General features: G+C 39.7%; 29 protein-coding genes. All 29 read left to right on the top strand.

From position 1 onward, the window contains the following. Nucleotides 1–8 precede the first annotated feature (8 nt). The 29 genes from C3945_RS01280 to C3945_RS12110 all read left to right on the top strand — a co-directional run bounded on the left by C3945_RS01280 (nt 9) and on the right by C3945_RS12110 (nt 23,145). A complete protein-coding gene (locus C3945_RS01280) occupies nt 9–398 on the top strand; it encodes a hypothetical protein (RefSeq protein ID WP_161877876.1) in 390 nt (129 codons plus the stop codon). Continuing rightward, nucleotides 398–601 carry a hypothetical protein gene (locus C3945_RS01275; protein ID WP_161877875.1) on the top strand — a complete coding sequence of 68 codons (204 nt, stop codon included), beginning with the start codon at nt 398–400 and terminating at the stop codon, nt 599–601. Before C3945_RS01280 ends, C3945_RS01275 begins: the two co-directional genes overlap by 1 nt. Then, a complete protein-coding gene (gene ssb / locus C3945_RS01270) occupies nt 598–1,041 on the top strand; it encodes a single-stranded DNA-binding protein (RefSeq protein ID WP_161877874.1) in 444 nt (147 codons plus the stop codon). The genes C3945_RS01275 and ssb overlap by 4 nt, the downstream gene beginning before the upstream one ends. Nucleotides 1,042–1,108: 67 nt before the next feature. Continuing rightward, nucleotides 1,109–1,525 carry an ArpU family phage packaging/lysis transcriptional regulator gene (locus C3945_RS01265; protein ID WP_161877873.1) on the top strand — a complete coding sequence of 139 codons (417 nt, stop codon included), beginning with the start codon at nt 1,109–1,111 and terminating at the stop codon, nt 1,523–1,525. Between the two features lie 224 nt (nt 1,526–1,749). Further along, nucleotides 1,750–2,349: a DUF4145 domain-containing protein gene (locus C3945_RS01260; RefSeq protein WP_161877872.1), complete on the top strand. Its 600-nt coding sequence runs from the start codon at nt 1,750–1,752 to the stop codon at nt 2,347–2,349. An 80-nt stretch (nt 2,350–2,429) separates the two neighbouring features. Then, nucleotides 2,430–3,173 carry a phage terminase small subunit gene (gene terS, locus C3945_RS01255; protein ID WP_237585439.1) on the top strand — a complete coding sequence of 248 codons (744 nt, stop codon included), beginning with the start codon at nt 2,430–2,432 and terminating at the stop codon, nt 3,171–3,173. Then, nucleotides 3,163–4,440, top strand: coding sequence for a PBSX family phage terminase large subunit (locus C3945_RS01250; protein ID WP_161877871.1), 1,278 nt, complete (start codon nt 3,163–3,165; stop codon nt 4,438–4,440). Before terS ends, C3945_RS01250 begins: the two co-directional genes overlap by 11 nt. A 62-nt stretch (nt 4,441–4,502) precedes the next feature. Beyond that, nucleotides 4,503–6,008 carry a phage portal protein gene (locus C3945_RS01245; protein WP_161877870.1) on the top strand — a complete coding sequence of 502 codons (1,506 nt, stop codon included), beginning with the start codon at nt 4,503–4,505 and terminating at the stop codon, nt 6,006–6,008. Nucleotides 6,009–6,014: 6 nt separating this feature from the next. Then, entirely contained in the window at nt 6,015–7,172 is a 1,158-nt protein-coding gene (locus C3945_RS01240; RefSeq protein ID WP_161877869.1) for a phage minor capsid protein, read from the top strand. A gap of 209 nt (nt 7,173–7,381) precedes the next feature. Then, nucleotides 7,382–8,017, top strand: coding sequence for a hypothetical protein (locus C3945_RS01235; RefSeq protein WP_161877868.1), 636 nt, complete (start codon nt 7,382–7,384; stop codon nt 8,015–8,017). Between the two features lie 19 nt (nt 8,018–8,036). After that, the gene (locus C3945_RS01230; protein ID WP_237585437.1) at nt 8,037–8,975 is read left to right on the top strand and encodes a phage capsid protein; all 939 of its coding nucleotides are present in this window, start codon (nt 8,037–8,039) and stop codon (nt 8,973–8,975) included. Nucleotides 8,976–8,977: 2 nt separating this feature from the next. After that, complete coding sequence (locus tag C3945_RS01225) at nt 8,978–9,193, top strand: hypothetical protein (protein ID WP_161877867.1); 216 nt, start codon at nt 8,978–8,980, stop codon at nt 9,191–9,193. A gap of 30 nt (nt 9,194–9,223) precedes the next feature. Next, nucleotides 9,224–9,622 carry a hypothetical protein gene (locus C3945_RS01220; protein WP_161877866.1) on the top strand — a complete coding sequence of 133 codons (399 nt, stop codon included), beginning with the start codon at nt 9,224–9,226 and terminating at the stop codon, nt 9,620–9,622. After that, a complete protein-coding gene (locus C3945_RS01215; protein WP_161877984.1) occupies nt 9,622–9,957 on the top strand; it encodes a putative minor capsid protein in 336 nt (111 codons plus the stop codon). The genes C3945_RS01220 and C3945_RS01215 overlap by 1 nt, the downstream gene beginning before the upstream one ends. Further along, on the top strand, nt 9,957–10,286 hold the full coding sequence (locus C3945_RS01210; RefSeq protein ID WP_161877865.1) for a minor capsid protein: 330 nt from the start codon (nt 9,957–9,959) through the stop codon (nt 10,284–10,286). Before C3945_RS01215 ends, C3945_RS01210 begins: the two co-directional genes overlap by 1 nt. Then, nucleotides 10,286–10,699: a phage tail terminator protein gene (locus tag C3945_RS01205; protein ID WP_161877864.1), complete on the top strand. Its 414-nt coding sequence runs from the start codon at nt 10,286–10,288 to the stop codon at nt 10,697–10,699. Before C3945_RS01210 ends, C3945_RS01205 begins: the two co-directional genes overlap by 1 nt. After that, the gene (locus tag C3945_RS01200) at nt 10,692–11,150 is read left to right on the top strand and encodes a phage tail tube protein (protein ID WP_161877863.1); all 459 of its coding nucleotides are present in this window, start codon (nt 10,692–10,694) and stop codon (nt 11,148–11,150) included. The genes C3945_RS01205 and C3945_RS01200 overlap by 8 nt, the downstream gene beginning before the upstream one ends. Nucleotides 11,151–11,197: 47 nt before the next feature. Beyond that, the gene (locus C3945_RS01195) at nt 11,198–11,662 is read left to right on the top strand and encodes a hypothetical protein (protein WP_161877862.1); all 465 of its coding nucleotides are present in this window, start codon (nt 11,198–11,200) and stop codon (nt 11,660–11,662) included. Between the two features lie 9 nt (nt 11,663–11,671). Then, entirely contained in the window at nt 11,672–12,244 is a 573-nt protein-coding gene (locus C3945_RS01190; RefSeq protein WP_161877861.1) for a Gp15 family bacteriophage protein, read from the top strand. Next, the gene (locus tag C3945_RS01185) at nt 12,244–15,621 is read left to right on the top strand and encodes a tape measure protein (RefSeq protein ID WP_161877860.1); all 3,378 of its coding nucleotides are present in this window, start codon (nt 12,244–12,246) and stop codon (nt 15,619–15,621) included. The genes C3945_RS01190 and C3945_RS01185 overlap by 1 nt, the downstream gene beginning before the upstream one ends. Continuing rightward, entirely contained in the window at nt 15,618–16,409 is a 792-nt protein-coding gene (locus tag C3945_RS01180) for a distal tail protein Dit (protein WP_161877859.1), read from the top strand. The genes C3945_RS01185 and C3945_RS01180 overlap by 4 nt, the downstream gene beginning before the upstream one ends. 13 nt (nt 16,410–16,422) lie before the next feature. Continuing rightward, nucleotides 16,423–18,423 carry a phage tail spike protein gene (locus C3945_RS01175; RefSeq protein ID WP_161877858.1) on the top strand — a complete coding sequence of 667 codons (2,001 nt, stop codon included), beginning with the start codon at nt 16,423–16,425 and terminating at the stop codon, nt 18,421–18,423. Further along, nucleotides 18,423–18,617 carry a hypothetical protein gene (locus tag C3945_RS01170; protein WP_161877857.1) on the top strand — a complete coding sequence of 65 codons (195 nt, stop codon included), beginning with the start codon at nt 18,423–18,425 and terminating at the stop codon, nt 18,615–18,617. Before C3945_RS01175 ends, C3945_RS01170 begins: the two co-directional genes overlap by 1 nt. Beyond that, nucleotides 18,617–19,141: a hypothetical protein gene (locus C3945_RS01165; RefSeq protein WP_161877856.1), complete on the top strand. Its 525-nt coding sequence runs from the start codon at nt 18,617–18,619 to the stop codon at nt 19,139–19,141. The genes C3945_RS01170 and C3945_RS01165 overlap by 1 nt, the downstream gene beginning before the upstream one ends. Continuing rightward, a complete protein-coding gene (locus tag C3945_RS01160) occupies nt 19,141–20,163 on the top strand; it encodes a hypothetical protein (RefSeq protein ID WP_161877855.1) in 1,023 nt (340 codons plus the stop codon). Before C3945_RS01165 ends, C3945_RS01160 begins: the two co-directional genes overlap by 1 nt. 2 nt (nt 20,164–20,165) lie before the next feature. Next, the gene (locus C3945_RS01155) at nt 20,166–21,443 is read left to right on the top strand and encodes a WD40/YVTN/BNR-like repeat-containing protein (RefSeq protein WP_161877854.1); all 1,278 of its coding nucleotides are present in this window, start codon (nt 20,166–20,168) and stop codon (nt 21,441–21,443) included. Nucleotides 21,444–21,551: 108 nt separating this feature from the next. Then, nucleotides 21,552–21,941, top strand: a complete 390-nt coding sequence (locus C3945_RS01150) for a hypothetical protein (RefSeq protein ID WP_161877853.1) — start codon at nt 21,552–21,554, stop codon at nt 21,939–21,941. After that, nucleotides 21,941–22,201 (top strand): holin, encoded by a 261-nt coding sequence (locus C3945_RS01145; RefSeq protein ID WP_161877852.1) that lies wholly within the window; start codon nt 21,941–21,943, stop codon nt 22,199–22,201. The genes C3945_RS01150 and C3945_RS01145 overlap by 1 nt, the downstream gene beginning before the upstream one ends. 2 nt (nt 22,202–22,203) lie before the next feature. After that, nucleotides 22,204–23,145 carry an SPOR domain-containing protein gene (locus tag C3945_RS12110; protein ID WP_161877851.1) on the top strand — a complete coding sequence of 314 codons (942 nt, stop codon included), beginning with the start codon at nt 22,204–22,206 and terminating at the stop codon, nt 23,143–23,145. Nucleotides 23,146–23,281: the final 136 nt, after the last annotated feature.

The raw sequence follows: 23,281 nt of genomic DNA, 5'->3' as shown, positions 1-23,281 counted from the left end.
GCATGGAGATGACTAAAGAAAGGATTTACGAACTTCGTAAGTACGGAGTGCTTGTCGGAACAGGAACGTTGGAGGAATTGTCGAAGGTGTCTAAATTATCTCTATCGACTATTACCACACTTGCCTCTCGACCTACTCATAAGTGGCGATTGTATAAATCTAAGCAGACTAAAGAAGAATCACAAGCGATTTTGAAAGAAGTGAATCTCAAAGTAGCCCAAAATCGGATGATTGAATTAGAAATATCAATATCTGATATGGCCGATGAAATGAATCTAACCGCAACGCAACTGGGTAGAAAACTCATTGGATTAAACCACTTTAGCGAACCACAAATACTTACCCTTTGTGATTTGCTATTTTTAGAAGAAGACGATTTAGTATTGGAGGAAGAATGATGAAGATTGACCCGAAGCAATTATTCGAGGCAAAAAAAGATATACGAAAATTTATGAGTGTAGGGATGAGCGATGAGAACACAACCTACTTTGAAGAGGAATATGGAATCACCGACATAGAACTGCTTTTAAGTCACGCAAGTATTTATGTAAATCTGGGAGAGTTACCAGAAGCAATTGAAGTAAAGGAGTTGGAAGAATGATAAATAATGTCGTTATTGCAGGACGTCTGACAAGAGACGCAGACCAACAATTTACAGGAAGTGGCATAGAGGTGGCTAACTTGTCACTAGCGGTTGAAAGACCATTTAAAAGTGCTAACGGAGAAAGAGAAGTCGATTTTATTAACGTGGTAGCGTGGAGGAAGACGGCTGAGATTATCAGGAAGTACACTCGAAAGGGATCAATGATTGGAATCACAGGAAGGATTCAAACCAGAAATTATACGAACAACGAAGGACGCAAGGTTTACATCACTGAAGTAGTAGCGGAGCAAGTGCAATTATTAGGCAATAAAAACGAGCGTGAGGACGTTCAGAGTAATAGTCAAGGTAATCAGTCAGAGTCTCGTGGAACGACGCCAGAGGACGCATTTGATGGTGATAGCAGCATAGATATATCAGATGAAGATTTGCCGTTCTAAAACGTAAAAAAAGACACGTCACTCGAACGTGTCCACCCACTTAAATTATAACACAAGGAGTGACGTGATGTTTCCTGAAATAGACAAGGAAAAGACAAAAGAGAATGTCCACCGATTATTATCACATTATCGCAGTATGGCTCGACTAGCGGATGAGAAGTACACTCCTAAAATCACCGCTACGTACTCATTTGAGCCTAAAGCACCTGGCGGGATTAGTGATACGGTAGGTCAGTCAGTTTCTAGAAAAGTGACGGCAGAGAGGGAAATTTGGAAGATAGGCAGAGCAATGAACAAGTTGAATGCTTATCAAAGGCAGCTTCTCCACGATAGGTACATAGATCGTCGTGAGATGACAGATACCATGATATATTATGATTTGAACATGAGTGAGCGGACGTTTTATAGAGAATTAGGAAAAGCGCAGTTTGAATTCGCAGAAGCTTATGATGATGGCAGACTTTTGGCAGAGAAGTGGCAGTAAATCGGCAGACGGATGTCAGAGATATGTGAGAAAATGGTACTGTGGTAAGGTGTAGAGCGGGAAGAACTCAACTGACTCATCCTCCTGTAGATAACCCTTCTTAACCGACTCTCACATTTACGACTAAAGAGCTATCCTATGGGGTGGCTCTTTTTACATATAACCTTTGTTATCCTCAATGTGTTTGGTATGATAACGATATAAAATATCAGGAGGCTCAGATTATGAATTATTTGAAAAACACTCACCATGCTTGGAAGGGTGATCAGTATATGAAACAACATGACTATACGTGTGGGTATTGTAATCGTCATACCTCGTCGAATAAAGGACTATCGTTATATGAAAATCAAGCCTCTTCATCACAAGTCGCTAACTATGGAGTTTATGTATGTACATATTGTAAAATGCCAACATTCTTATGGGATGGGATACAAATTCCAGGTAGTAAATACGGAAATTCTGTCATGGGGCTATCGGATAGACTCTCTGGGCTTTATGAAGAAGCAAGAGACTCTTTCTCTGTTAATGCATATACAGCTGTAATTTTAATTTGTAGAAAATTACTTATGCATATAGCTGTTGACTTAGGAGCGGAACCGGGTAAAAGATTTATCGAGTATGTTAATTATCTAAAAGATAACAATTTTGTTACAACAAGAAGCGACAAGTGGGTAGATTCAATACGGAAGTCAGGAAATGAATCAAATCATGAAGTTAATATAGGCACGAGAGAAGAGGCTGAGCTTATGATTAAGTTTTCAGAAATGATTATAAAAACTAATTTCGAATATCCAGCTCTTATGGAGAAGACAGAAGAATAATAAATAAGGCCTCTAAGCGGGGTCTTTTTTCATACTTAGAATTACAAAACAAACACGATGAGCGAGGTGGTGGAAGTGATTTGACAGATTGGAATGCGATTCGTAAGGAATTTGAAGAAACAACAATAACGATGAAGGCTTTAGCTGAAAAACATGATGTTAAACCTTCCACTTTACGCAGTCGGAAAAATCGAGAATATTGGCAACGTGGTGTTGCAACGCAACGCAACAAATCAAGTAACGTTGCAACGGATAAACCAGGTGCCCAAAAAGGAAATAGAAATGCAAAAGGGAACTCCGGAGGTAAAGCTCCTCCAGGAAATAAAAATGCAGTGACTCATGGGTTGTTTGCCAAATGGTTGCCTGAAGAAACGCAAGAGATAATGGAGTCAATTAAAAATAAGACGCAAGCCGATATGCTTTGGGATTCTATCATGTTCCAGTATACGGCTATTTTGCGTGCTCAAAAGATAATGTATGTCTATGACCATCATGACTTGTCAAAAGAAGCAAAAAAAGAATCATTTGGAGAAGGCGGCAGCATGGAAGAGTGGGAAATACAATTCGCCTGGGACAAGCAAGAACGCTTTTTAAATGCTCAATCTAGAGCCATGGGTACGTTATCGAATCTCATTAAACAGTTCGTATCAATGACTGACGAAGAAGACGAGAGACGCCTTAAATTGCGACAAATGCAATCGACGCTTGAGAAGACCGAGAAAGAAAAAGAGTTTATTGATGAACGTACAAAACTTATTAAGGGCGAGAAGAAAGACACAAGCTTACTTGATGTCCTCCTAGAAACGGTGAAGAATGATGACTAAAATAACGGAATTATCTCCTAAACAGAAACAAGCTGTCAGAACTCCTTTTGATGTAGGTCTTGAAGTACATGAGGGAACACCAAGAAGTGGGAAGACAACCGCTGTTCACTTTAAATTAGCTTATTTGTACTCCGTATCAAGAGATACCAATCATTTAGTTGCTGCTTATAATCAAGAACAAGCGTTCAGGTTGTTCATTGATGGCGACGGCACAGGATTAATGCATATATTCGGTGATTTAGCTAGGATTCGACATGATAATCACGGGGATCACTTAGAAATTCACACACCTAAAGGAATAAAGAAGATTTACTACAAAGGTGGAGCAAAAGCCAATAGTGTTGGACCAATTACAGGGATGTCATTGGGTAGCGTCGCTTTTGGAGAGATTAACTTATTAAACATGGGTTTTATCCAAGAGTGTTTCAGGCGAACGTTTGCTGCTCGTGACAGATTTCATATCGCTGATTTAAACCCGCCGGCTCCGAATCATCCGGTCATTGATGAAGTCTTTAATGTGCAAAAGACACGTTGGACGCATTGGACCATTCAAGACAACCCGATTATTTCGGAGAAACGAAAACAAGAGATATTCGAAACGTTGAGCAAGAATCCGTATTTATTAGATCGTGACTGGTACGGAAAAAGAGTTATGCCTGAAGGCGTTATTTACTCCATGTTTGATATGAAAAAGAATTCTCGTCCAGCATTGCTTGGAAAACCTTACGAAATGTTCTTTGTCGCTGATGGAGGTCAATCCGATGCAACATCATGCAGCTGCAACATAGTAACGCTTCATGAAGGAAAATACAGACTTAACCGAGTGGCTAACTATTATCATAGCGGAGCTGAAACTGGACAAGTAAAAGCAATGAGTACCTACGCAAAAGAAATAAAAGATTTTATGAAATGGTGTTATGACAAGTACGAAATGACTTATTCAGACATTTATGTAGACCCTGCGTGTAAATCATTAAGGGAAGAGTTCCATAAATTAGGAGTCGACACCAGAAGGGCTGACAATAATGCATCTGATGCCAGAGGAAAAGGTGGCGGGATTGAAACAGGGATTGAGAGATTCCAAAACTCCATCACTGACGAGCGCTTTTTCATTATAGAAACTGAGAAGTATGATCATTATGATTTCGTAAAAGAAATAGGAATGTATGTTCGTGACAGCCATGGAGAACCTATCGATGATTGGAACCATGCGATGGACGAAGCCAGGTACGCTAACAATCACTTTTACAGACGATATATCCTTTAGGAGGTGATGCTGTGAATATAGTAGATAGAATAAAAAACTTTTTTAAGAGAGGAGGATATGTATTGGCCGGAGAAAAGCTTAAAACCATTAATGACCATCCCAAAGTGAACATAGATCCTAATGAATTGAGAAGAATAGACCGGAATTTGAAACAATACGAGGGGAATTACCCTCATGTTGAATATGTAAATACTGAAGGACACGTCAAGCAAAGAGACTACATGACTCTTAACTTACGTAAGTTAAGTGCTGATGTATTAGCTGGTCTGGTCTTTAATGAACAATGCGAGATTCAGGTCTCAAATGGTAGTGAAGAAAAAGAAGATAATACCTTAAAAGAAGCACATGAATTTATCCAGCATGTGTTTGAACATAATAAATTCAAGAAAAACTTATCTGATTATCTAGAACCTATGTTAGCTATAGGCGGACTTACAGCCCGACCTTACTTTAACGATGACAACAAAGAAATAGAATTCTCTTGGGCATTGGCTGATGCATTCTTTCCTCTGAGGTCTAATAGCAATGGCATACCTGAAGGAGTCATGAAAGATACTACTGTTAAAGTTGATAAAGATAAAACCTATTATTATACATTGTTAGAATTTCATGAATGGGAAAAAGATGAATTTGGGGATGATACTTATGTAATTACTAATGAGTTATATAAGTCAGATAATTCATCTGAAATAGGTAAAAGAATACCGTTAAGCGATTTGTATGAAGATTTAGAAGAAACGACATATATAAAGAACCTTACAAGGCCTCAATTCAACTATCTGAAGCCGGCCGGTTTTAACAACGTCAATCCTCACAGCCCATTGGGTCTGGGTATTACAGATAATGCGTCGTCCACGCTGAAAAAAATCAACGACACTCACGACCAGTTTTGGTGGGAAATTGAGATGGGACAACGAACAGTGTTGGTAAGTGATAAGTTATTGCGCACTGTACCTGATGAACGAGGAAATAAACCGAAACAGGTATTTGATCCAAATACAAATGTATTCAAAGCTGTACGTATGGAAATGGACCAAGAGTTTGTAAAAGATGTTACTCATGACATACGCACAGATCAGTATATAGCTGCTATTAACCACTCACTACGAACGCTAGAAATGGAATTAAAACTATCTGTCGGAACGTTCTCATTTGATGGACGCAGCATGAAGACAGCTACTGAAATAGTTAGTGAGAATGATATGACTTATCGTACACGAAACAAGCATGTGTATGAAGTGGAGCAATTCATTAAAGGGTTAATTGTATCAACCCTGGAATTGGCTAAGTTCCATAATGTCTACCAAGGCGAAGTGCCGTCCTTTGAACATATCGGGGTAGATTTTGACGACGGTGTATTTCAAGACAGAAACGCCTTGCTAACATTCTATGGCAAAGCTAAGGCATTCAACTTTATACCCACTGAAGAAGCGATCCAGCGCATATTTAAAGTGCCTAAGAAGACCGCTCAAGAGTGGATGGAATTGATTGTTCAAGAACAAGTTGATATTGATCCTCAAGAATTGGGCCAATGGAGACAAGACAGAACGTTTGGTATTGAGGAGTGAAGATAAATGGCTCCAATCACACCACGTCAATTGGACATATGGTCCAGTGAAATCGCTCATTTATATCAGAGTTTAGAAGGCGAAATCATCAAATTAATCATTCAACGTATTAAGAAGTCAGGTATTGATTCAGTAGCTCAGTGGCAATTAGAGTATTTAAGAGACTTACGGCTTTTAAATACCGAAGTGGCCGAGATGCTGGCAGAAGTTACTTCTGTTGCGGAAGAAGAAGTCTTAAAACGATTCGAACAAGCTGAATTAGGTGCTATTGAGTCGGTTGATAGCGCTTTGAGCTTAGAGAGTGCATCTATCCCTACTCGATTAGACAACGTCATGCGAGGCTACTACAATCAAGCGTGGAGTGGCATTGATAACTTAGTCAATCAAACGCTGGTATCAACTAACTATGAAGCCGGAAGCGTGGTTACACGTGAATATACCGATATTTTAAATCGAACAAGCTCTTTATTTAACACTGGCATTTACACACAAGAAGAAGCAGTCAAAAAGGCTGTTCAAGAAATGGCTCAAAGAGGTATCCGGAGTACATTCGTTGATAAAGGTGGCCATACTTGGAGCCTGGAACGCTACACTAGAACGATTATGAAGTCTACTTTAGGAAATACCTATAACGAAGTTAAAAAAGAGCGTATGGAAGAATTTGGTATCCACACAGTCGTTGTTACTAGTCACATGGGAGCACGTGCAGAATGTGCCAGAATTCAAGGAAACGTAGTCGATTTAAGGTATCCATCTGAACTACCTATTGATTCCGCTTATAAAAGCATCTATGACCCTGATTGGGGTGCTGATTACGGAGAGCCAGGAGGACACAGAGGTGTAAATTGCAGACATGATCATATACCGTTTATCCCTGGAGTAAACACAAACAATCAGCCTAGTTTTGACCAAGCAAAAAACAAGGAAGTTGCTAAAGCGCAAACAAAGCAAAGAGAATTAGAGCGAAGAATCGTTAAGTATAAGAAAAACCTCATGATTTCTGAAGAATTTGGAAGTGATGACGTTCAGCATTGGAAATCGTTGGTCTCAAAGTCTCAGAAAGCTATGAGAGTGCACCTAAAAGAAAATGGAGAATATTTAAGCCGAAACTATGAACGAGAGAAAGTTTACACACCTTTGGATACATTGATTAAAGACTTTTAAAGGCGGTGAGATAGTTGGTTCCTAGATTGAAAACATGCACCGAATTTTAGGAAGGAAGTGATCGTCGTGAAAACGACCTATCTCGTCTTGTATTAACGAAATAATACTTAAGAAGTAGCTGCTCGCTGAGTAACGGCTATTTTTTATGTCTTTATCCGCAGACGTTATAAAGAACGGAAGACAAATTACCCTTATGGGAGGAAAAGAAAATGAGTTTATTCGAAAAGGTACTAATGAATCTCCAATTCTTTGCAGCAGATGATGGAAGTAATGGAGGAACCGGAGACCCAGCTTCTGAAACTGGGAGTGAACCAACAGGTACTGGAGAACCTGAAAACAACCCAGAGGACAAAGTGTTTAAGCAAGAAGATGTAAATAATATCGTAGCGAAGGAGTCGAAAAAGGCAACTGAGAAGCTTTTGAAAGAGCTTGGAGTTGAAGATTTCGACAATGCGAAGGACGGTCTTGTTAAATTTAAAGAATGGCAGGACAGCCAAAAAACAGAACAAGAGAAGAAGGATGAAGAGTTAGGGAAATTACAAAAGACTAATCAAGAAAAAGAGCAGGCTCTTAGTAATTTACAGGCACAGCTTAGCGCTATGAAGCAAGGTGTAAATCCCGATTCGCTTGAAGATGTTATTGCATTGGCAGAACGACTTGTTGGAGATGACACAGATATTGACGCAGCTATTAAACAAGTGATTGAGAAGTATCCACATTTCTCTTCGCAGGATGCAAAGGAAGACGAGGCTTCACCCTATATTGTAAAAAAAGGCAATCCAAATGGGCGTAACAATAAAAATGAAACAGATCCATTCGCAGCAAAAATAGCAAAATACCAATAAAAGAAAGAGGTAAAACAATATGACAAAAAACACTCAACCAATGAAGATGCAACTTCAATTCTTTGCAGCGGGGGATAATAACGACCAAGCAGCACGCAGTTATCAACCACAATTCAAAGAATTGATTCGAGCAGTTTTCCAAAAACAAGCTTACTTCCGTGATTTCTTTAGCGGAGAAATCGAAGCTTTAGACGGAGTTCAACATAATGAAACAGCATTCCATGTAAAAACTTCAGATATTCCAGTTGTAGTTGGAACTTACAATAAAGATGCAAACGTTGCTTTTGGAACAGGGACAGCCAATTCCTCCCGATTTGGTGACCGTACTGAAATCATCTATCAAGATACACCAGTACCGTACACATGGGAATGGAGCTTCCATGAAGGAATTGATAGACATACTGTAAATAACAACTTTGATGCAGCCGTGGCTGATAGATTAGATTTACAAGCACAAGCTAAGATTCACCAATTCAATAACGCTCATAGCACATTCATATCAAATTCTGCAGGTCATTCTGAAGCATTAGAAGAGTATAGCGCAGATGCGGTATTAGCATTGTTTAACAAGTTGTCTAAATACTATATCAATATCCAAGCAGTAGGTACTAAAGTGGCGAACGTTAATGCTGATTTATATAACGCCATCGTAGACCACCCGTTAACAACATCGGCTAAAAATTCTAACACGAATATTGATACAAATACTGTGTTGATGTTTAAGGATTTTGTCATTCGTGAAGTTCCTGATAGCTTGCTACAAGATGGCGAAGTGGCGTATGCATACATCGCAGGTGTTGCCAAAGCATTTACTGGCATCAACACTGCGCGTGCGATCGAGTCAGAGGACTTTGATGGTAGAGCTCTACAAGGTGCTGGTAAAGCAGGAGAATTTATCCTGAATGACAATAAAAAGGCAGTTGCTAAAGTTACTAAAGTAGAGATTGTGGCGGGATAAAAATGGCGAAATTTAAAACACCAATCAAATTTAGAGGGGTTAAAGAAAAGAAAGTATTCAATAAAGATGAAGAGTTTGAAATGACAATCAAACGTGCTGAAGAAGTTCAGAGTAACATCAAGAAAAATTATGGTGTTGAAGTAGAGTTTGAGCGTTTGGATGCTCCAGAAGATGACAAAGATAAAAAAGACAACAAAAAAGAAGAGGAAGCCAAATAGCGCTTCCTCTTTTATGAGGAGGTTTGGAATATGGCTTATCTCACGTATCAAGAATTTGAAGAAACAAGTGGACCGACTATAGACGCCGCTAAGTTCGATAAATTATTACCTAAAGCTTCTGCAATATTAGATAACGTCACTGACCATTTTTATACTGTTCATAACATAGAAACAGATAATAAATGGAGAGTGAAGAAGTTTAAAGAGGCTTTATGTGTTCAAATTAACTACTTTGATGAAGTAGGCGCTAACACTTTTGAAGGAATTAATAAAGCGCCACAGTCTTTTAGTGCAGGTCGTACAAGCGTATCAAATACGAGTCGCTTTAATGCTGCTGGAGCAAATGAAAGTAAATCATTGGTTGCCGAAGACGTGTATGTCTTTCTTGAAGGTACAGGACTTCTTTATGCCGGAGTTGGTATCTTATGATGCCTAAACCGCCTCCAGAATTCTGCCTTGATGATTTTGAGTACAAAGAATATACCGGTTTGAATAATTGGAGTGATCCGCAATACGAGGAACCAATCCTGATCAAGAATGTACGCATTGATAGAGGTGCTGAATATAGTACCTCTACTAATGGCAAACAGTTGCTATATAACGGGGTTATTTTTTGTTACGCAGACATCACAAGTCCATTGCCTGAATTTAAAACAGAATCAGTCGTCGTCATTGATGGACAAGACCATGTTGTAACTAAAGTTATACCAAACTATGAAGCTTACTCTAAGAAGTTGTACTCATATGAATTAGAGGTGGTCTGATGGTAAAGATTGAAATAAATCTGACCGCTGCATATAAAAAGCTCAGTCCGGCCGCAGTAATAAAGGGGCAAAGAGCATTTGCTAACCAGGCAATGGCAGACATGAACCAGTTTGTGCCATTTAGAGAAGGGCCGTTGAGACAAGCCACATCAATTGATATGGACGGCTCTGGAGTTAATTACCATATGAAGTATGCACGTAGACATTTCTATGCGCCTGGAAATTGGAATTACACGACACCAGGTACTGGACCAAGATGGGATTTAAAAGCTGAAGGGCTGTTTATGAACGACTGGATAAATGCATTTCGGAAAGGAGCTAGGTGGTAATGGATTTTATGGAACGTCTGAACGAAGAGATTAATAAAATTCCGTTGCTACCACTCCAATGCCGACTTGGATATTTAGGAGCGGATGAATCATTGGTAATGTATCCTTTGGCCGGTAGTCGCACTGTTGCAGAATATATGGACGGCGAAAAAGAAAAGCTTATGAACTATGAAATAGCGATGAAGTCAAAGTCCGTGCAAAAAACAAACGACACATTATGGTTTGTTCAAAAAGGCATTTCAGACATTGAAGACATCAAAAGTAGTAACGGCAGTTTTAAGTTTGATGAAATTGTTATTACCAACATGCCTTTTATTAATCAAGCCGACGAACAAGGTAATTATGTATTTTTATTAGATGTACAAGCACACTTAACCGTATTTGAAAAAGAGGAGGAAATTATTAATGACTAGAAATAAAAACGCATTACGTCAGCATTATGTGCAAGCTTATGAACCAGGTCAAGACGAGCCAGGAGTAGAGTGGTTACGATTATCTAAACATATTAGCACTATTGGTGTTGATCCGAATGAGACGACAGAAGAAGAAGCTTTTTATGATGGCGATGGAACACCAGAACAAACGGTTACGTCTGTTGCAAGAGGTTATACTCCTGAAGGGCACTTCAACCCTGAAGACCCAGCACAGGCACTAATTGAAAGTCTGCAAGACACTATCGGTGAAGACCGCAAAATCTGGCATCGTGTTGTTCGTTCTGATGGAAAAAAAGAATGGGTAGGACGTGCGACTGTTACTGCTATTGTTGCCGGCGCAGGTGATGCATCAGCATACGAAACATTTAGTTGTAACATTCGTTATGACCAAATTCCGGAAGCGACAGATTTGACAACACCAGCAGGATAAAAGGGGAGCTTTACGCTCCTCTTTTTTTACTTAAAGGAGGAATTAATATGACTGAAATAGTAAATATTCCCATAAAACGAACGGGCTTTCCTGTAAAGATAGGAGAAGTTGAGCTTTGGTTCGATAGTTCGTTTGAAAACTTAAAGAGATTCTTCAACGTTGAGGAATTAGCCGTACAAAGGTTAGAAGAGATCAGAAAAAAAGCAGAACACGTACATTTCCCTGAAGAAATTACTGAAGAGAATATTGATGAAATAAAAGATGAAGATATTAACACCGCTTTTGATGTTAATAAGGAATTTATAGCTATCCAATACGATTTATTGTTTGGGAATGACTCATTTAAGAAAATTTACAAAGAATACCCAGACGTTATTGCTTTAGAAGTCGCTCTTGATACAGTTGGCGGAGCTATAGCGAGCAAGATAAATGAAGAAGAAGCAGAGCGAACCAAGAAATACGCATCTAAGCGATCAGAATTACTTAATAAAAAAAATCAGAAAAAGAAATAGGTGCCACTTATGCGCCTAAACGATTTGTTGCCAAAAACGTATGACTATAAAGGAATACAAGTCAGTCTAGACCTATCATTTGATAATGTTTTAGATGTTTTTGATGTACTAAAACTGAAAGATGAGCTATACCCAATAGAAATAGCTGAAATGGTTATTACGTTGTTATTTGATGAAAACGTCATCGATGAAGAAGATTACGTCGAGGTATGGAATGACGTTCATGACGAGTATTTTAACCCTAAAACAGAAGAGTTCATCGAGCGTGACTTAGAAGGTAATCCAATGCCGACACAAGATAAGGGCCAGATGATTGATTTAGCAAAGGATGCTGAATATATATATTCATCTTTTATGCAAGCTTACAGAATTAATTTGTTCGAAGAACAGAATAAACTTCACTGGTTTGAATTCAAAGCCTTATTGAACGGACTGCCGGAAGAAACAATCATGAAACAAATCATAAAAATAAGAAGTTACGAACCTAAAGAAGGCGATCCAAAAGAATATAGAGCCGATATGGAACGGCTTCAGAATATTTACAGTTTAGAAGACGACGCTGAGTTTGAGGAGGTGGATTAATGTCAGACGGAAGAATTCGTATAGATATAAATGTTGACGGAAAAGAAGTTGATGTTGCAGCAGATTCCCTTAGGGGGTTAGAAAGTAGTGCTGAATCAGCCGGTAAAGGCGCTAAGAAGACGGAAAGAGGCATTAAAGATATTGTTGTCTCTTTAGGATTAGTTAAGCTAGGTTCCGCTGCTTTTAGCGCACTGTCTGCTTCCATGGATACCGCTATTAAACGTTTCGATACTATGAATCAGTTCCCTAGAGTTATGGAACAGATTGGCTTTAGTACTGAAGATTCCAATCAAGCTATAAATAACTTGCGAGATGGCATTATGGGTCTACCTACTCCACTCCAAGATGTCGTTTCAACTGCACGAGGAATAGCCGTCATGACCAAGGATTTAGATGGTGCAGTAGATACCACGTTAGCTTTGAATAACGCATTCCTTGCTTCAGGTTCAAGCTCAGCGGACGCCTCTAGAGGACTAGACCAATACCTTCAAATGTTAGGAAAAGGCGAAGTTGACTTACAATCCTGGAGAACATTGCAAGAAACAATGGGCCTAGCTTTGAATGATGTCGCTGAAGCGTTTGGCTTTGCCGGAGCAGCTGCTCAGAATGATTTGTACGAGGCCTTGAAAGCAGGAGATGTTACTTTCGACCAATTCAACGACAAAATCATTGAATTAAGCAATGAAGTCGGTGGATTTGCTGACATGGCTATGACTGGTTCGGAAGGTATCAATACTTCAATGGCCAACATTCGTACTGCTATGGCGAATGGTGTGGCTGGCGCAATCACTGCTATTGATGAACTGTCGAAAGAAGTAACAGGTAACAACATAGCACAGAACTTCGACTTAATAAAAGATGTCATTAACGCTGCTTTTAAGGTCATCAATAATGCTATTACAGCATCAACCCCGTTTGTGAAAGCTTTTGCTGACGTTGTAAGAGATGCCATACCAATCATTGAAAGATTGACACCTGTCATCGGTGGTTTGGCGGCTGCATATTTGGCATTAAGAGCAATTGAAAAAGTGAATTCAATTATTGATGCTAACGCTGGCTTAGTATTCAAAGCAGCAATGTCCGGAAAAGAACTCACTATAGTAACTAAAGGTCAAATTGCAGCGCAAGCAGCTAAAACAAAAGCAACTTTAGCGGATACTACTGCTCAAGTAGCCAATACAGGCGCACTCACACTTGGTCAAACAGCGTTAGCAGTGCTAACCGGACATATGAAAATTTCAACCGCGGCTATAGCAATTAAAACGAAAGCTTTGGGTGGATTGAAAGCAGCTATTACATTTTTAACCGGGCCTATAGGTTTAGTCGTTGGAGGAATTGCTTTACTTACTGCAGGAGCTATTACATTAGTCAAATGGTTGAACCGATCAACTGCAGAAGGTGAACGTTTAGCTTCAGAAACAGAGGAAATGGCGGAAGCAACAAATTCAATGAATGATGCTCTGGACGATTCATCTAAACAATATGAAAAGAATGTCTCAAGAATTGAATCAACCGCCGATGCAAATAGAGATTTAGCTGACAGAATAACTGAACTATCTGATAAAGAACATAAATCGGCTGCTGATAAAAAACTACTAAGTGAATACGTAGAGCAACTAAACGGTCAAATAACAGATTTGAACCTGTCATATGACGAAGAAGCAGACATGATGAGCTTGTCGTCTGAACAAATTGCTAAACGATTAGAATTAATGAAAGAACAAGAAGCCGGAACGGCTGCTCAAGAAAGATTGCTGGAAATAGCAAAAGAACAATCAGAGGTTGAACAACAATTAGCTGAAACGAATCAATTGCGTGAAGAGTGGAACCAAAAGCTAGATGAAGGTACGGTCAAAGGAAAAGAGCACAGCGAAGCAGTTGATCAGCTAAACGAATCTCAAGCGGGACTTGAAGAAAGACAACAGACTCTCAGAAGTGAATATGAATCGACTGAAGAACAATTGACTGTGGCCATGGAAAACATCGCTGCTGCAACAGAAGACAGCGTAGGACGTCAAACATTACTATTCTCTGATTTGTCTGAAGCTCAACAAGCAGCAGTGGAGTCGATGAAATCTTCTTGGGAATCCTATAAAACTGCAGCTACTGATATGTTTGATACTATCAATGAGGAATCTGAAATTACTGCTAGTGAAATGGCTAAAAACTTGGAAGAAAACCAACGCATCATAGGCGCTTGGGCAGAGAATATTGCGAAATTAGCCGAACGTGGAATAAATGAAGGGTTGCTCGAGCAACTGAGAGAAGCAGGACCCACATCCGCTGGCCATGTTAATGCGTTGGTTAATGCATCTGACGAAGAGCTAGAACGATTAAGCACAGCTTTTGCTGAAGGTGGACAAGTAGCTACTGATGCTTTAAGTACATCTTTGGGTATTGAGAACACTGATGTTTTAAACAAAGTAGGACACCTTGTATTCAGTACTGAACAAGCTTTGTCAAAAGAAATAAAGAACGCCGACTTTGAAAGTATTGGCGGAAACGTAGCTGAAGGTTTAGCTGATGGTATTGATCAAAGCGCAATAGAAGCAGAAAAAGCATCTGAAGGAATGGGCGAAGATGTAAAAAATGCTGCTAAAAAATCGTTAGGAATCAATAGCCCTTCTACGGTATTTAAAGAGTTTGGGTTGAATGTAACAGAGGGAATGAGAATCGGTATCGAAGACGGCGCCCCTACTATTATTCAGCTATTCGAAAAGAATATGGAAAGAATGATATTACTTGCAGGTCGTTCAGTCGATGAGATGCATAAGCGCTTCGATGCAGGTTCTAAAAAGGCGGTTAGTCTAATGCGAACTACATCTACAGAGATAGTCGCTCCTTTTAGTGTTACTCCCGCTCGTTTTAGATCAATTGGTTTGAATTCAATGATAGGTTTGAATGATGGGATGAACGCTGGTAGAGCCAGAGTAATGGCAACAGCTAATAATATAGCTGCAAACGTGGCTACAACGATGCAAAGAGCTCTGCGTATACAATCGCCTTCAAGAGTTATGAAAGACGACGTAGGACGTTGGATTCCAGAAGGTCTAGCTGCCGGTATCGATGACAAAGCTCAAGTTGTCTACGATGCAGTTAACAACATGACTGGAAACATGATGAAGATGACTACTCCCGAACTTGCTTTAGGATCCGGAAGAATGGGTATAAATAGCCAAACTTCCAGCGTAGTCAATAACAGTACTCACTATAATCAATCAAATGCTGACAACTCCGGGATCGTTGAAGCTTTAAGTAATGTGCAAATGGTTATGGATGATGGAACCGTCGTAGGAGTTTTAGCACCAAAGATGAGCAAAGAACTCGAACGCTTAAACAAATCCGCTAAGTTGAGAAAAGGGGTTGCTTATCCATGATTACTATAGATGATAATTACCGTTTAGAAGATTTTGGATTAAGAGCAGTCATGGACTACACAGACCCTTCCACTATTGGCTTTTCAGAAGTAGTACAAAAGATTCCGGGGCGTCCTGGAGTCAGGTTTATTAAAGAAGAAATTGACGTAAGACAGTTATCAGTTCCGTTTAAACTGACCAACAGAAACCACGTTGACATCAATGAGAAGTTGGATCGTTTAGCTGACTTGTTATATGACGAAGACGGTCATCGGAAAGAAGTGAAAATCAAACTAGACCACTGGCAAGGCAAATACGTCATGGGTTATGTGGCTTCTCCTATCATATCTGACAGGCGTTTGTTTCTATCGAATTTAACGCTGGATTTCGTCTGTTATGACCCGAATAAGTATGCTGAAATCGAAGCGGAAGAGATTCTGTGGGGGAGTGAGATTATTGATTTTACTTCAAGTTATTTACTTGGACACGAAGGTTCTACAGGTCAAATTCAAGTAACCAGCAATCAAACACTTGATATATTCTTGGATGGATTATCGATATATCCAGTTATAGAGATAACCGGAACAGCGAATAACCTAAAATTAACTACTAATGGTCAATCAGTTGAATTGCCTAACTTTAGCAATACGACTTGGCAAATTGAACGCTTTAACGCTTGGAGAAACGGTCAAGAGGTATTTGTGGATGCACATAAATTCAAGCTAAGTAAAGGAGCTAATAAAGTTACGGTTACCGGCTCAAATATGAATTTTAATTTAAACATTAGAGTAAGAGATAGGTACAAATAAAGGGGGTGCTTGCTTGATAATAACAATGGACTTGCAACGGAACAAGACGGCAGTATTAGAAAATGCTTTTGGTGTAGGGTACGAAAAAAGAGAAAACGAAATATGGTCAGCTCAATTTTCGTTACCTTTAAATGATCCTAAAAATGATAAAGTGAAACTACTTCAATATGTTGAAATAGAAGATGACGAAACAGACGAATATATTGGATTATTCAGAGTTTTACCCAAACGGACAAGAAAGAATGAAAATCAAAATACTGTAACTTATGAATGTCAACACGTTCTGGGCGGTCTTATCGGTAGCACGCTCTTTAAATATCATCAGATGAGCAATTATACGACGAGAGCCGTTATTGAATGGTTACTTGAACAACAACATACTAAGCATTGGAAACTGGGCACAGTAGAATTTACTCGTTATTTCCATTATTCATGGGAAAACGAGAATCTGCTTAGTGCTCTTTTTAGTGTGCCGAGACCTTTTGATGAGCATTACCGATGGACCTGGGACACAAAGACTTATCCATGGACATTGAATTTGGTAAAAACAGAAACAGAACCTACTGCTCGAATTGCAGAAGGTCATAACCTGAAAGGATTGGAAATTGAAGAGAATCCGATGTCTTTATGGAATCGAGTATATCCATTAGGAGCAGGTGAAGGTGTGAATCAATTAGACATAAGAGATGTGAATAACGGTGTGCCTTACGTTGAGAATTTGTCCAGTATCCAAAAACACGGACTCTACGAATTGACTTGGCCTGACCAACGCTTTACAGATGCATTTTCTCTTAAAGCAACAGCCGAACGGATGTTAGAACTATGGTCCGAGCCCATAATTAATTTGGAGATTAGTGCTGCAGATTTATCAGTTAAAACTGGTGTAGAAATGGATAGATTGAAAGAGGGCAAAGTCGTTAGGTTGCTCTTGGATGACTATCCCACTGTTGATTTGACTATCTTATCTGAAAAAAGACCGGACATTAAAGCTGACCCGAGTGAAGCCATGCTTGAACTAGGTAATCTTAAACGAGATTTAGGAGATTCAGCTGCTGATGTCGAGAGGAAACAGCAAATTAATGAGCTTTATTCTAACGGAGCTACTAACATTATGACTTATAGTTACCAGGATAACGCTGATTCTGATGTCCCGGCCGTTATTCCTTTTTACTTGGATAGCGATGTAGTCAACATCAATACTTGCGAATTGACCTTTAGAACAAAGTCTTTTAGAGCGTATTCTCAGTCTACCAAAGGTGGCGGGGCAATCGTCGAATCCACATCATCTGGCGGAGAAACAACACGCTCAACGACAAGCGGAGGCAGTGTCTCACGTTCTACTTCAGCTGGTGGAGGAAGTACTCAAACCAGCTCAAGCGGAGGTGGTACAAGCACTTCTACAGCTAGTGGTGGTGGAACTAGTAGGTCAACAGCAGGTGGCGGAAGCATTTCAACATCCTCATCTACTAATACTGCTTATGGACATGATGTAATTACAAGTATGGCCGAAGGTGGAGCAGACCGTGCTCACTATCATACTATTTATGGTGATCATACGGCTCACGCACACAGTGTATCCGTATCTAGTCATACACACGGTTTTGAAACACCAAACCATACACACGGCTTCAGTACACCAAACCATACGCACAGTGTTGATGTACCATCACACGCACATGATTTTACAGTGCCTGCTCATAGTCACGATGTTACGATTCCGGCGCATACCCACAGTATAACGTTGCCTGATCATACGCATGATGTTGAACATAAAATAACAGAGCTAACAACCCTGCCAAGAAACATAGAAATAAAAGTAGACGGAAATATCGTTCCTCATAGCGCTTTGAGTGCCAATCGTCTAGATATAGTCCAGTATATGCAAAAGGATAACAATGGAAAGATTACTCGTGGAAATCACACGGTCGAAATTAAGCCAGATGGGCTTGCACGAATCGAAGCAGACTTAATATTGAGGGTCTTTATCAGAAGTCAATTAGGAGGTAATTATTAATGATTACATTGAATATCATCACTCATAGCGGTGACCAAGACAGAGTAGAGATTGAAGACTATGATGCTCAAGTTGTTGCCTCGGATTTAAACGACAATACTAATGAGCATGTCATCGTTTTAGGAAATAACATCTACTCAAAAATAGATATCAAAAGTATAAAACCAGTAAGCGCAGAAGAGGTGGATAGCTAATGGCAGATTTAATTCAAGGATCCGACTCGCTCAACACAGGTAGAGTTAAACTTAATAAAAGTATTGAACAATCAGAACGAGCAGAGAATAAGTCAGAAAATGCAATAAAAACATCTGATGAAGCTAAATCAATCGCGCAAACGGCAGAAAACAAATCAGATAGCGTTCAGGAACAGTTTAATCAGGTTGTTATCGATGGAGACTCATCGGTTGAAGCCGCACAAGCTAGAGTCGATTCAAAAGGCCAATCGCACCCTACTTTAAAAGTTAGGATTGATGATTTTGAAAACAACACTAACCGACAGTTGGACAAGAAGGCGACGAAAGGGCAAATTGTTAGTTCGGATTTGCGGAATACAACCGATGCAGATCGTTTAGGTTTAAGTAATTTAAAAGAAGAAGTAATTCAAGCGATGGCTGGAACAACCTCAGTAAACAGTCTTCCTGCTAATGAGAGTGTAACCATCGAAAAATTAGCACCACAACTACAAGCTATGTTCGTTGTTGAAGGGAGTGTTTGGTAATGAGTGATGTTGGATTAAGAATGTTAGGGAAAGACGATGGAGGAAAAGCCAAAGGAGTATCTGTCAACAATTCGGGGGCAGTAAAAGTCGACAAGCAAACTATTGTGCATAAAGTGCGTAATGCAACAGTCGGTGCGGGTGTCCGAGTAGGTTTATATGGGTTAGAAGAAAACAGTGTATATAATACAGTGCAAGTCAGTGTTAGTCAATCTGTTCCTAACAAGTGCCGATTATTAGCACAACATAGCGATGAATTAGGTACTGATTACGGTACGACTGATAATTACGAACGACAACAAAGAGCTGTAACCATGAGAGCTTCTAAACGTTCCTCTAGGATGAGCATTTTCTTTACGAATGACGGTACTGAGCCAATTACAATTAATGCGGACATTGTAATAACGACGGAGTTAGCAAAAGATAACAATATTATGCATGCTCAAAATGGCGAGTTCAGACAACGTGGAGATGCACTTAGTGGGGCAAGTTACACACGTTTATTTGCTAACGATACACATCCAGTGAGTACAACTCACCCAATGCCAGTGCAAGTAACCAATCAAGTGCAAAACACCTTACAAGTAGATGAGTACGGGAAGGTAGGCACAAAGATTACGCTAGGTGCAGAAAAAGACAGTAACGGACAAGGTGTGTTGCGTGTAATTGATGCAAGTCCTCATGCTTATGACAGTCAAAAGGATTCCCTCAACGTGGTACAAAGACACGACAACTGGACACTAAAATTACAAGGTGCAAACACAGTAGAGACAACAAGAGTAGCAGAAATAGCACGTTATCATGTAATTAAAAAAATAATTGTTAGTGCGAGTGTATCTAGCTCTGTTATTCAATGGGATTTATTGGACGGAACTACTTCAATTGCTCATGGTTATGCGCATGGGTCACAAGTGATTGATATAAACGCTAAAATTACCGAGGGTAAGTCAGTTAAGTTGGTTCTTTCGACATCAGACAGTTCAACAATTCGCGGTGTAGTAATTGGCGAAACATTGGAGGTGTAATAATGATTTATCCTCATATAACGGTTTCTAGTAATAGTACGCTAACCATAATAAATGAAATTTCAAACCAAACATTGCGAATTTACGTTTCCACTGATAAAAATAGTTTAGGAACTGTTGCTATTGAAAGTAGTAATCAACAATTTGATGTAACTGGGTTGACAATAAACACTCTTTATTATGTAACAGCAGCACTTGTTGTTAATGGAGTTGAGGTAGATTACAGCACAACGAAAGAAAGAGTATTAATGGAAGCAATCAACTGGTCGCCTACTGCTAATATACCTAACTGGTTGTTTTTTGATGGAAATCGAATTTATGGTACTCGTGCTGGAGGTGTTGCCAGTAGGTTGGTATATAGTGACGATTTCGGAACTACTTGGAATTTAATTAAAGATTTCGGGGTGCAAATTCAAGCCTTTTTCAAAACGAGAAAAGGAACAATGGTTGTATCTTCCACAGCAGATAGTAAATTGTATAGGTCAACAGATGAAGGTGTAACATGGACGGATTCTTTGACTTTCACACATCAAGGCGTGGAACTATACAATTGGAGTTTTGCAGAAGATTATGGTGGGAATTTTTATGCAGGACAATACGGAAACGTAAAAGATGCGCAGGGAAACTGGATATCGGTAACATATTTATGGAAAACAACAGACGACGGTGAAACATGGGAGCGTATTGATTACTTTGTAGACAAGACTAACAAGCATTTTCATGTTGTTTTTGTTGACAAATACACTAATCGTTTATATGTCACCACAGGCGATAGTATAAAAGAAATGTATTACAGTGACGATCAAGCAGAAACATGGACTCTAGTCGGGGAACAAGGCGTACAAACAGGGTTCACAGGTTTAACTAGCCACAAACACGCTGTTTTCTGCTGTGATGATTTAGCACCAGGTCTAAACCACCTTTATAAAACAACAGATGACGTAACACTTGAAAAGTTATATAAAGTCCCAACTAAATTTAATATGCAAATGTATTCGATGGTGTCTTTTGAAGATGGTGAATTATGGGGAACATGTCACAATGAATGGCAAGAAGATACAAAAAGAAGTGCAATTGTTCGCTCTCAAGATGGCGGTCAAACGTGGGAAGTTTATGCGAGCGTACTAGGGATACCGTCATTTCACTCATTCAGTTATTTCGGTTACGATCGTTGGGGTAAAGCAGATATGCCTTATGTTTTCGTTAATGGTGGCGGTTATGGTTTAGTGCGTATTCCTCGCCTATACAGTAAAAAAACAGCAAGAGCTAGAAAGTATTAACGTCGCGTTGAAGCATAAGTAGCGTTAGCTGAAAATGAAATGAAAAGAATACAAAAGCAAGAGCTGCTCATGGAGTGGCTCTTTTAATTTACAGAAAGGAGAGTGAGTATGACAAACATATCATCCAACATTGGCGAATTAGCATCATTAATCGGCTCTCTCACAGTCGTAGGAAGTGCATTGATATGGATATATAACAAATTTATTGGTGCACCACGAGAAAAGAAAAGAGGGCGTGAAGCAGAAGAACGACAGCGGAACATAATGGAACTCATCACAGAAAAGAACGAACCTTTAAATCAGTCGATTCAAAATCTGAATGGGTTACTAGCGGAAAGCCAAGCAGACAGAAAGCAGTTGAACAGAGTGGCGGAAGAAAACACAAAAACAATAAAGGAGCACGATGCACGACTACATGATCATGACGATCGTTTGATTGTTTTGGAAACAAAAAACGGGATTCGAAAAGTGACGTACAAGGAAAGGGATGAATATTAATGGAAACACTATTAAATGAAGCAGCTGCTTTAGCAGTCGTGATGGCGCCAATTATCGCTATCGTGGTGCAGTTGGTTAAAACATCGGATGTAAATACGCGTTGGTTACCATTTATCAGTATTGCTTTAGGCGTTGGCGTAGGTATCGTATTTGCATTAGCAAGCGGTGCGGATATGTTCTTGTATGGCTTGGCTGGGTTTTTGTCTGGTGCGGGAGCAAGTGGGTTGTTTGACGCTGTTAAATCAGTGAGAGGGGAATAGATATGCAAATCATAGACAGACGCCAATCGGCATTGGGCGGTCAAAAAGACACACGTAAGCGTTCGGACATTACTCATATCGCTTGGCATTATTCAGGTGTAGCAAGAGTCTTAAAGCGTTTTATCACGGCTCACGAGTCGTGGTGGAGAAGTGGACGAGGGTGGACTCGTGGAGGCTATCACTTTTATATAGATGCAGACGGCAAGATTTATCAAAACTATAACTATGAGACGGTATCGAATGGCGTAGGTAATAACAATTCGTATATCGTTAATATCTGTGTTGAGGCAGGCAGTGGTAGTGATTATTCAGACGAACAAGTAAGAGCAAGGGAATGGCTCACACGTAAAATAATGGCTGATTTATCCATTCCAGCAAGCAACGTTTTAGGGCACAAAGAGTTCCCTAAACAGACAACCGCTTGCCCAGGTTATTCAAAAGCACAAATGGACGAGTTTAGAAGACGACTAGCAACACCAGTGAAAGGGAGTGAACCAACCGTGTCAAAAGAAGGCAATTTATATCGAGTACAAGTTGGAGCGTTTAGCGACAAAGCGAACGCCGAAAGACTAGCTAAAGAATTAAAAGACAAAGGTTATCCAGTCTATATCCCAGACAGCACAGAAGTGACGGTCAAGGAAGCGCCGAAACCGGCACCTAAACCTAAACCACAGAAATCAATCGACCAACTAGCTAGAGAAGTTACAGATGGGAAACATGGTGCAGGCGATGAACGTAGACGATCACTGGGCAGTCAGTTTGATGCCGTACAAGCAAGAGTGAACGAGCTGTTACGTCCAACGCCTCGAAGAACGGTTAAAGACATGGCGGACGAAATCGAACGCTTAGGCATTCAAGGTAACGCTGCAAGAGCAAAGCATCTAGGCTTGTCGCTTAAAGAGTATGAGCCAGTCAGACAAGAACTGAATAGACGATATAAATAACCTAATATGATATACTGTAACTCATCCCGATTAATGGGAATAAATCGAGGATGTATGTTTGGCCCTCACCTTAATTGGTGGGGGTCTTTTTAATTATTAATTGCTATGCATTCCCTTTCATTGCTATAATAATATT

Source organism: Alkalibacterium sp. MB6 (assembly GCF_009935905.1).
GTDB lineage: Bacteria > Bacillota > Bacilli > Lactobacillales > Carnobacteriaceae_A > Alkalibacterium.
Note: the sequence above shows the minus strand (reverse complement) of the source record. Positions and strands in the feature narration are given on the sequence as shown.

What these genes read in the sequence shown, in the direction of transcription:
- C3945_RS01240 (WP_161877869.1), top strand. Translation starts at nt 6,015, where the DNA reads ATGGCTCCAATCACACCACGTCAATTGGACATATGGTCCAGTGAAATC.
- ssb (WP_161877874.1), top strand. Translation starts at nt 598, where the DNA reads ATGATAAATAATGTCGTTATTGCAGGACGTCTGACAAGAGACGCAGAC.
- C3945_RS01210 (WP_161877865.1), top strand. Translation starts at nt 9,957, where the DNA reads ATGGTAAAGATTGAAATAAATCTGACCGCTGCATATAAAAAGCTCAGT.
- C3945_RS01215 (WP_161877984.1), top strand. Translation starts at nt 9,622, where the DNA reads ATGCCTAAACCGCCTCCAGAATTCTGCCTTGATGATTTTGAGTACAAA.
- C3945_RS01195 (WP_161877862.1), top strand. Translation starts at nt 11,198, where the DNA reads ATGACTGAAATAGTAAATATTCCCATAAAACGAACGGGCTTTCCTGTA.
- C3945_RS01150 (WP_161877853.1), top strand. Translation starts at nt 21,552, where the DNA reads ATGACAAACATATCATCCAACATTGGCGAATTAGCATCATTAATCGGC.
- C3945_RS01205 (WP_161877864.1), top strand. Translation starts at nt 10,286, where the DNA reads ATGGATTTTATGGAACGTCTGAACGAAGAGATTAATAAAATTCCGTTG.
- C3945_RS01225 (WP_161877867.1), top strand. Translation starts at nt 8,978, where the DNA reads ATGGCGAAATTTAAAACACCAATCAAATTTAGAGGGGTTAAAGAAAAG.
- C3945_RS01200 (WP_161877863.1), top strand. Translation starts at nt 10,692, where the DNA reads ATGACTAGAAATAAAAACGCATTACGTCAGCATTATGTGCAAGCTTAT.
- C3945_RS01145 (WP_161877852.1), top strand. Translation starts at nt 21,941, where the DNA reads ATGGAAACACTATTAAATGAAGCAGCTGCTTTAGCAGTCGTGATGGCG.
- C3945_RS12110 (WP_161877851.1), top strand. Translation starts at nt 22,204, where the DNA reads ATGCAAATCATAGACAGACGCCAATCGGCATTGGGCGGTCAAAAAGAC.
- C3945_RS01275 (WP_161877875.1), top strand. Translation starts at nt 398, where the DNA reads ATGAAGATTGACCCGAAGCAATTATTCGAGGCAAAAAAAGATATACGA.
- C3945_RS01170 (WP_161877857.1), top strand. Translation starts at nt 18,423, where the DNA reads ATGATTACATTGAATATCATCACTCATAGCGGTGACCAAGACAGAGTA.
- C3945_RS01185 (WP_161877860.1), top strand. Translation starts at nt 12,244, where the DNA reads ATGTCAGACGGAAGAATTCGTATAGATATAAATGTTGACGGAAAAGAA.
- C3945_RS01165 (WP_161877856.1), top strand. Translation starts at nt 18,617, where the DNA reads ATGGCAGATTTAATTCAAGGATCCGACTCGCTCAACACAGGTAGAGTT.
- C3945_RS01190 (WP_161877861.1), top strand. Translation starts at nt 11,672, where the DNA reads ATGCGCCTAAACGATTTGTTGCCAAAAACGTATGACTATAAAGGAATA.
- C3945_RS01160 (WP_161877855.1), top strand. Translation starts at nt 19,141, where the DNA reads ATGAGTGATGTTGGATTAAGAATGTTAGGGAAAGACGATGGAGGAAAA.
- C3945_RS01235 (WP_161877868.1), top strand. Translation starts at nt 7,382, where the DNA reads ATGAGTTTATTCGAAAAGGTACTAATGAATCTCCAATTCTTTGCAGCA.
- C3945_RS01260 (WP_161877872.1), top strand. Translation starts at nt 1,750, where the DNA reads ATGAATTATTTGAAAAACACTCACCATGCTTGGAAGGGTGATCAGTAT.
- C3945_RS01230 (WP_237585437.1), top strand. Translation starts at nt 8,037, where the DNA reads ATGACAAAAAACACTCAACCAATGAAGATGCAACTTCAATTCTTTGCA.
- C3945_RS01250 (WP_161877871.1), top strand. Translation starts at nt 3,163, where the DNA reads ATGATGACTAAAATAACGGAATTATCTCCTAAACAGAAACAAGCTGTC.
- C3945_RS01155 (WP_161877854.1), top strand. Translation starts at nt 20,166, where the DNA reads ATGATTTATCCTCATATAACGGTTTCTAGTAATAGTACGCTAACCATA.
- C3945_RS01220 (WP_161877866.1), top strand. Translation starts at nt 9,224, where the DNA reads ATGGCTTATCTCACGTATCAAGAATTTGAAGAAACAAGTGGACCGACT.
- C3945_RS01280 (WP_161877876.1), top strand. Translation starts at nt 9, where the DNA reads ATGACTAAAGAAAGGATTTACGAACTTCGTAAGTACGGAGTGCTTGTC.
- C3945_RS01180 (WP_161877859.1), top strand. Translation starts at nt 15,618, where the DNA reads ATGATTACTATAGATGATAATTACCGTTTAGAAGATTTTGGATTAAGA.
- C3945_RS01265 (WP_161877873.1), top strand. Translation starts at nt 1,109, where the DNA reads ATGTTTCCTGAAATAGACAAGGAAAAGACAAAAGAGAATGTCCACCGA.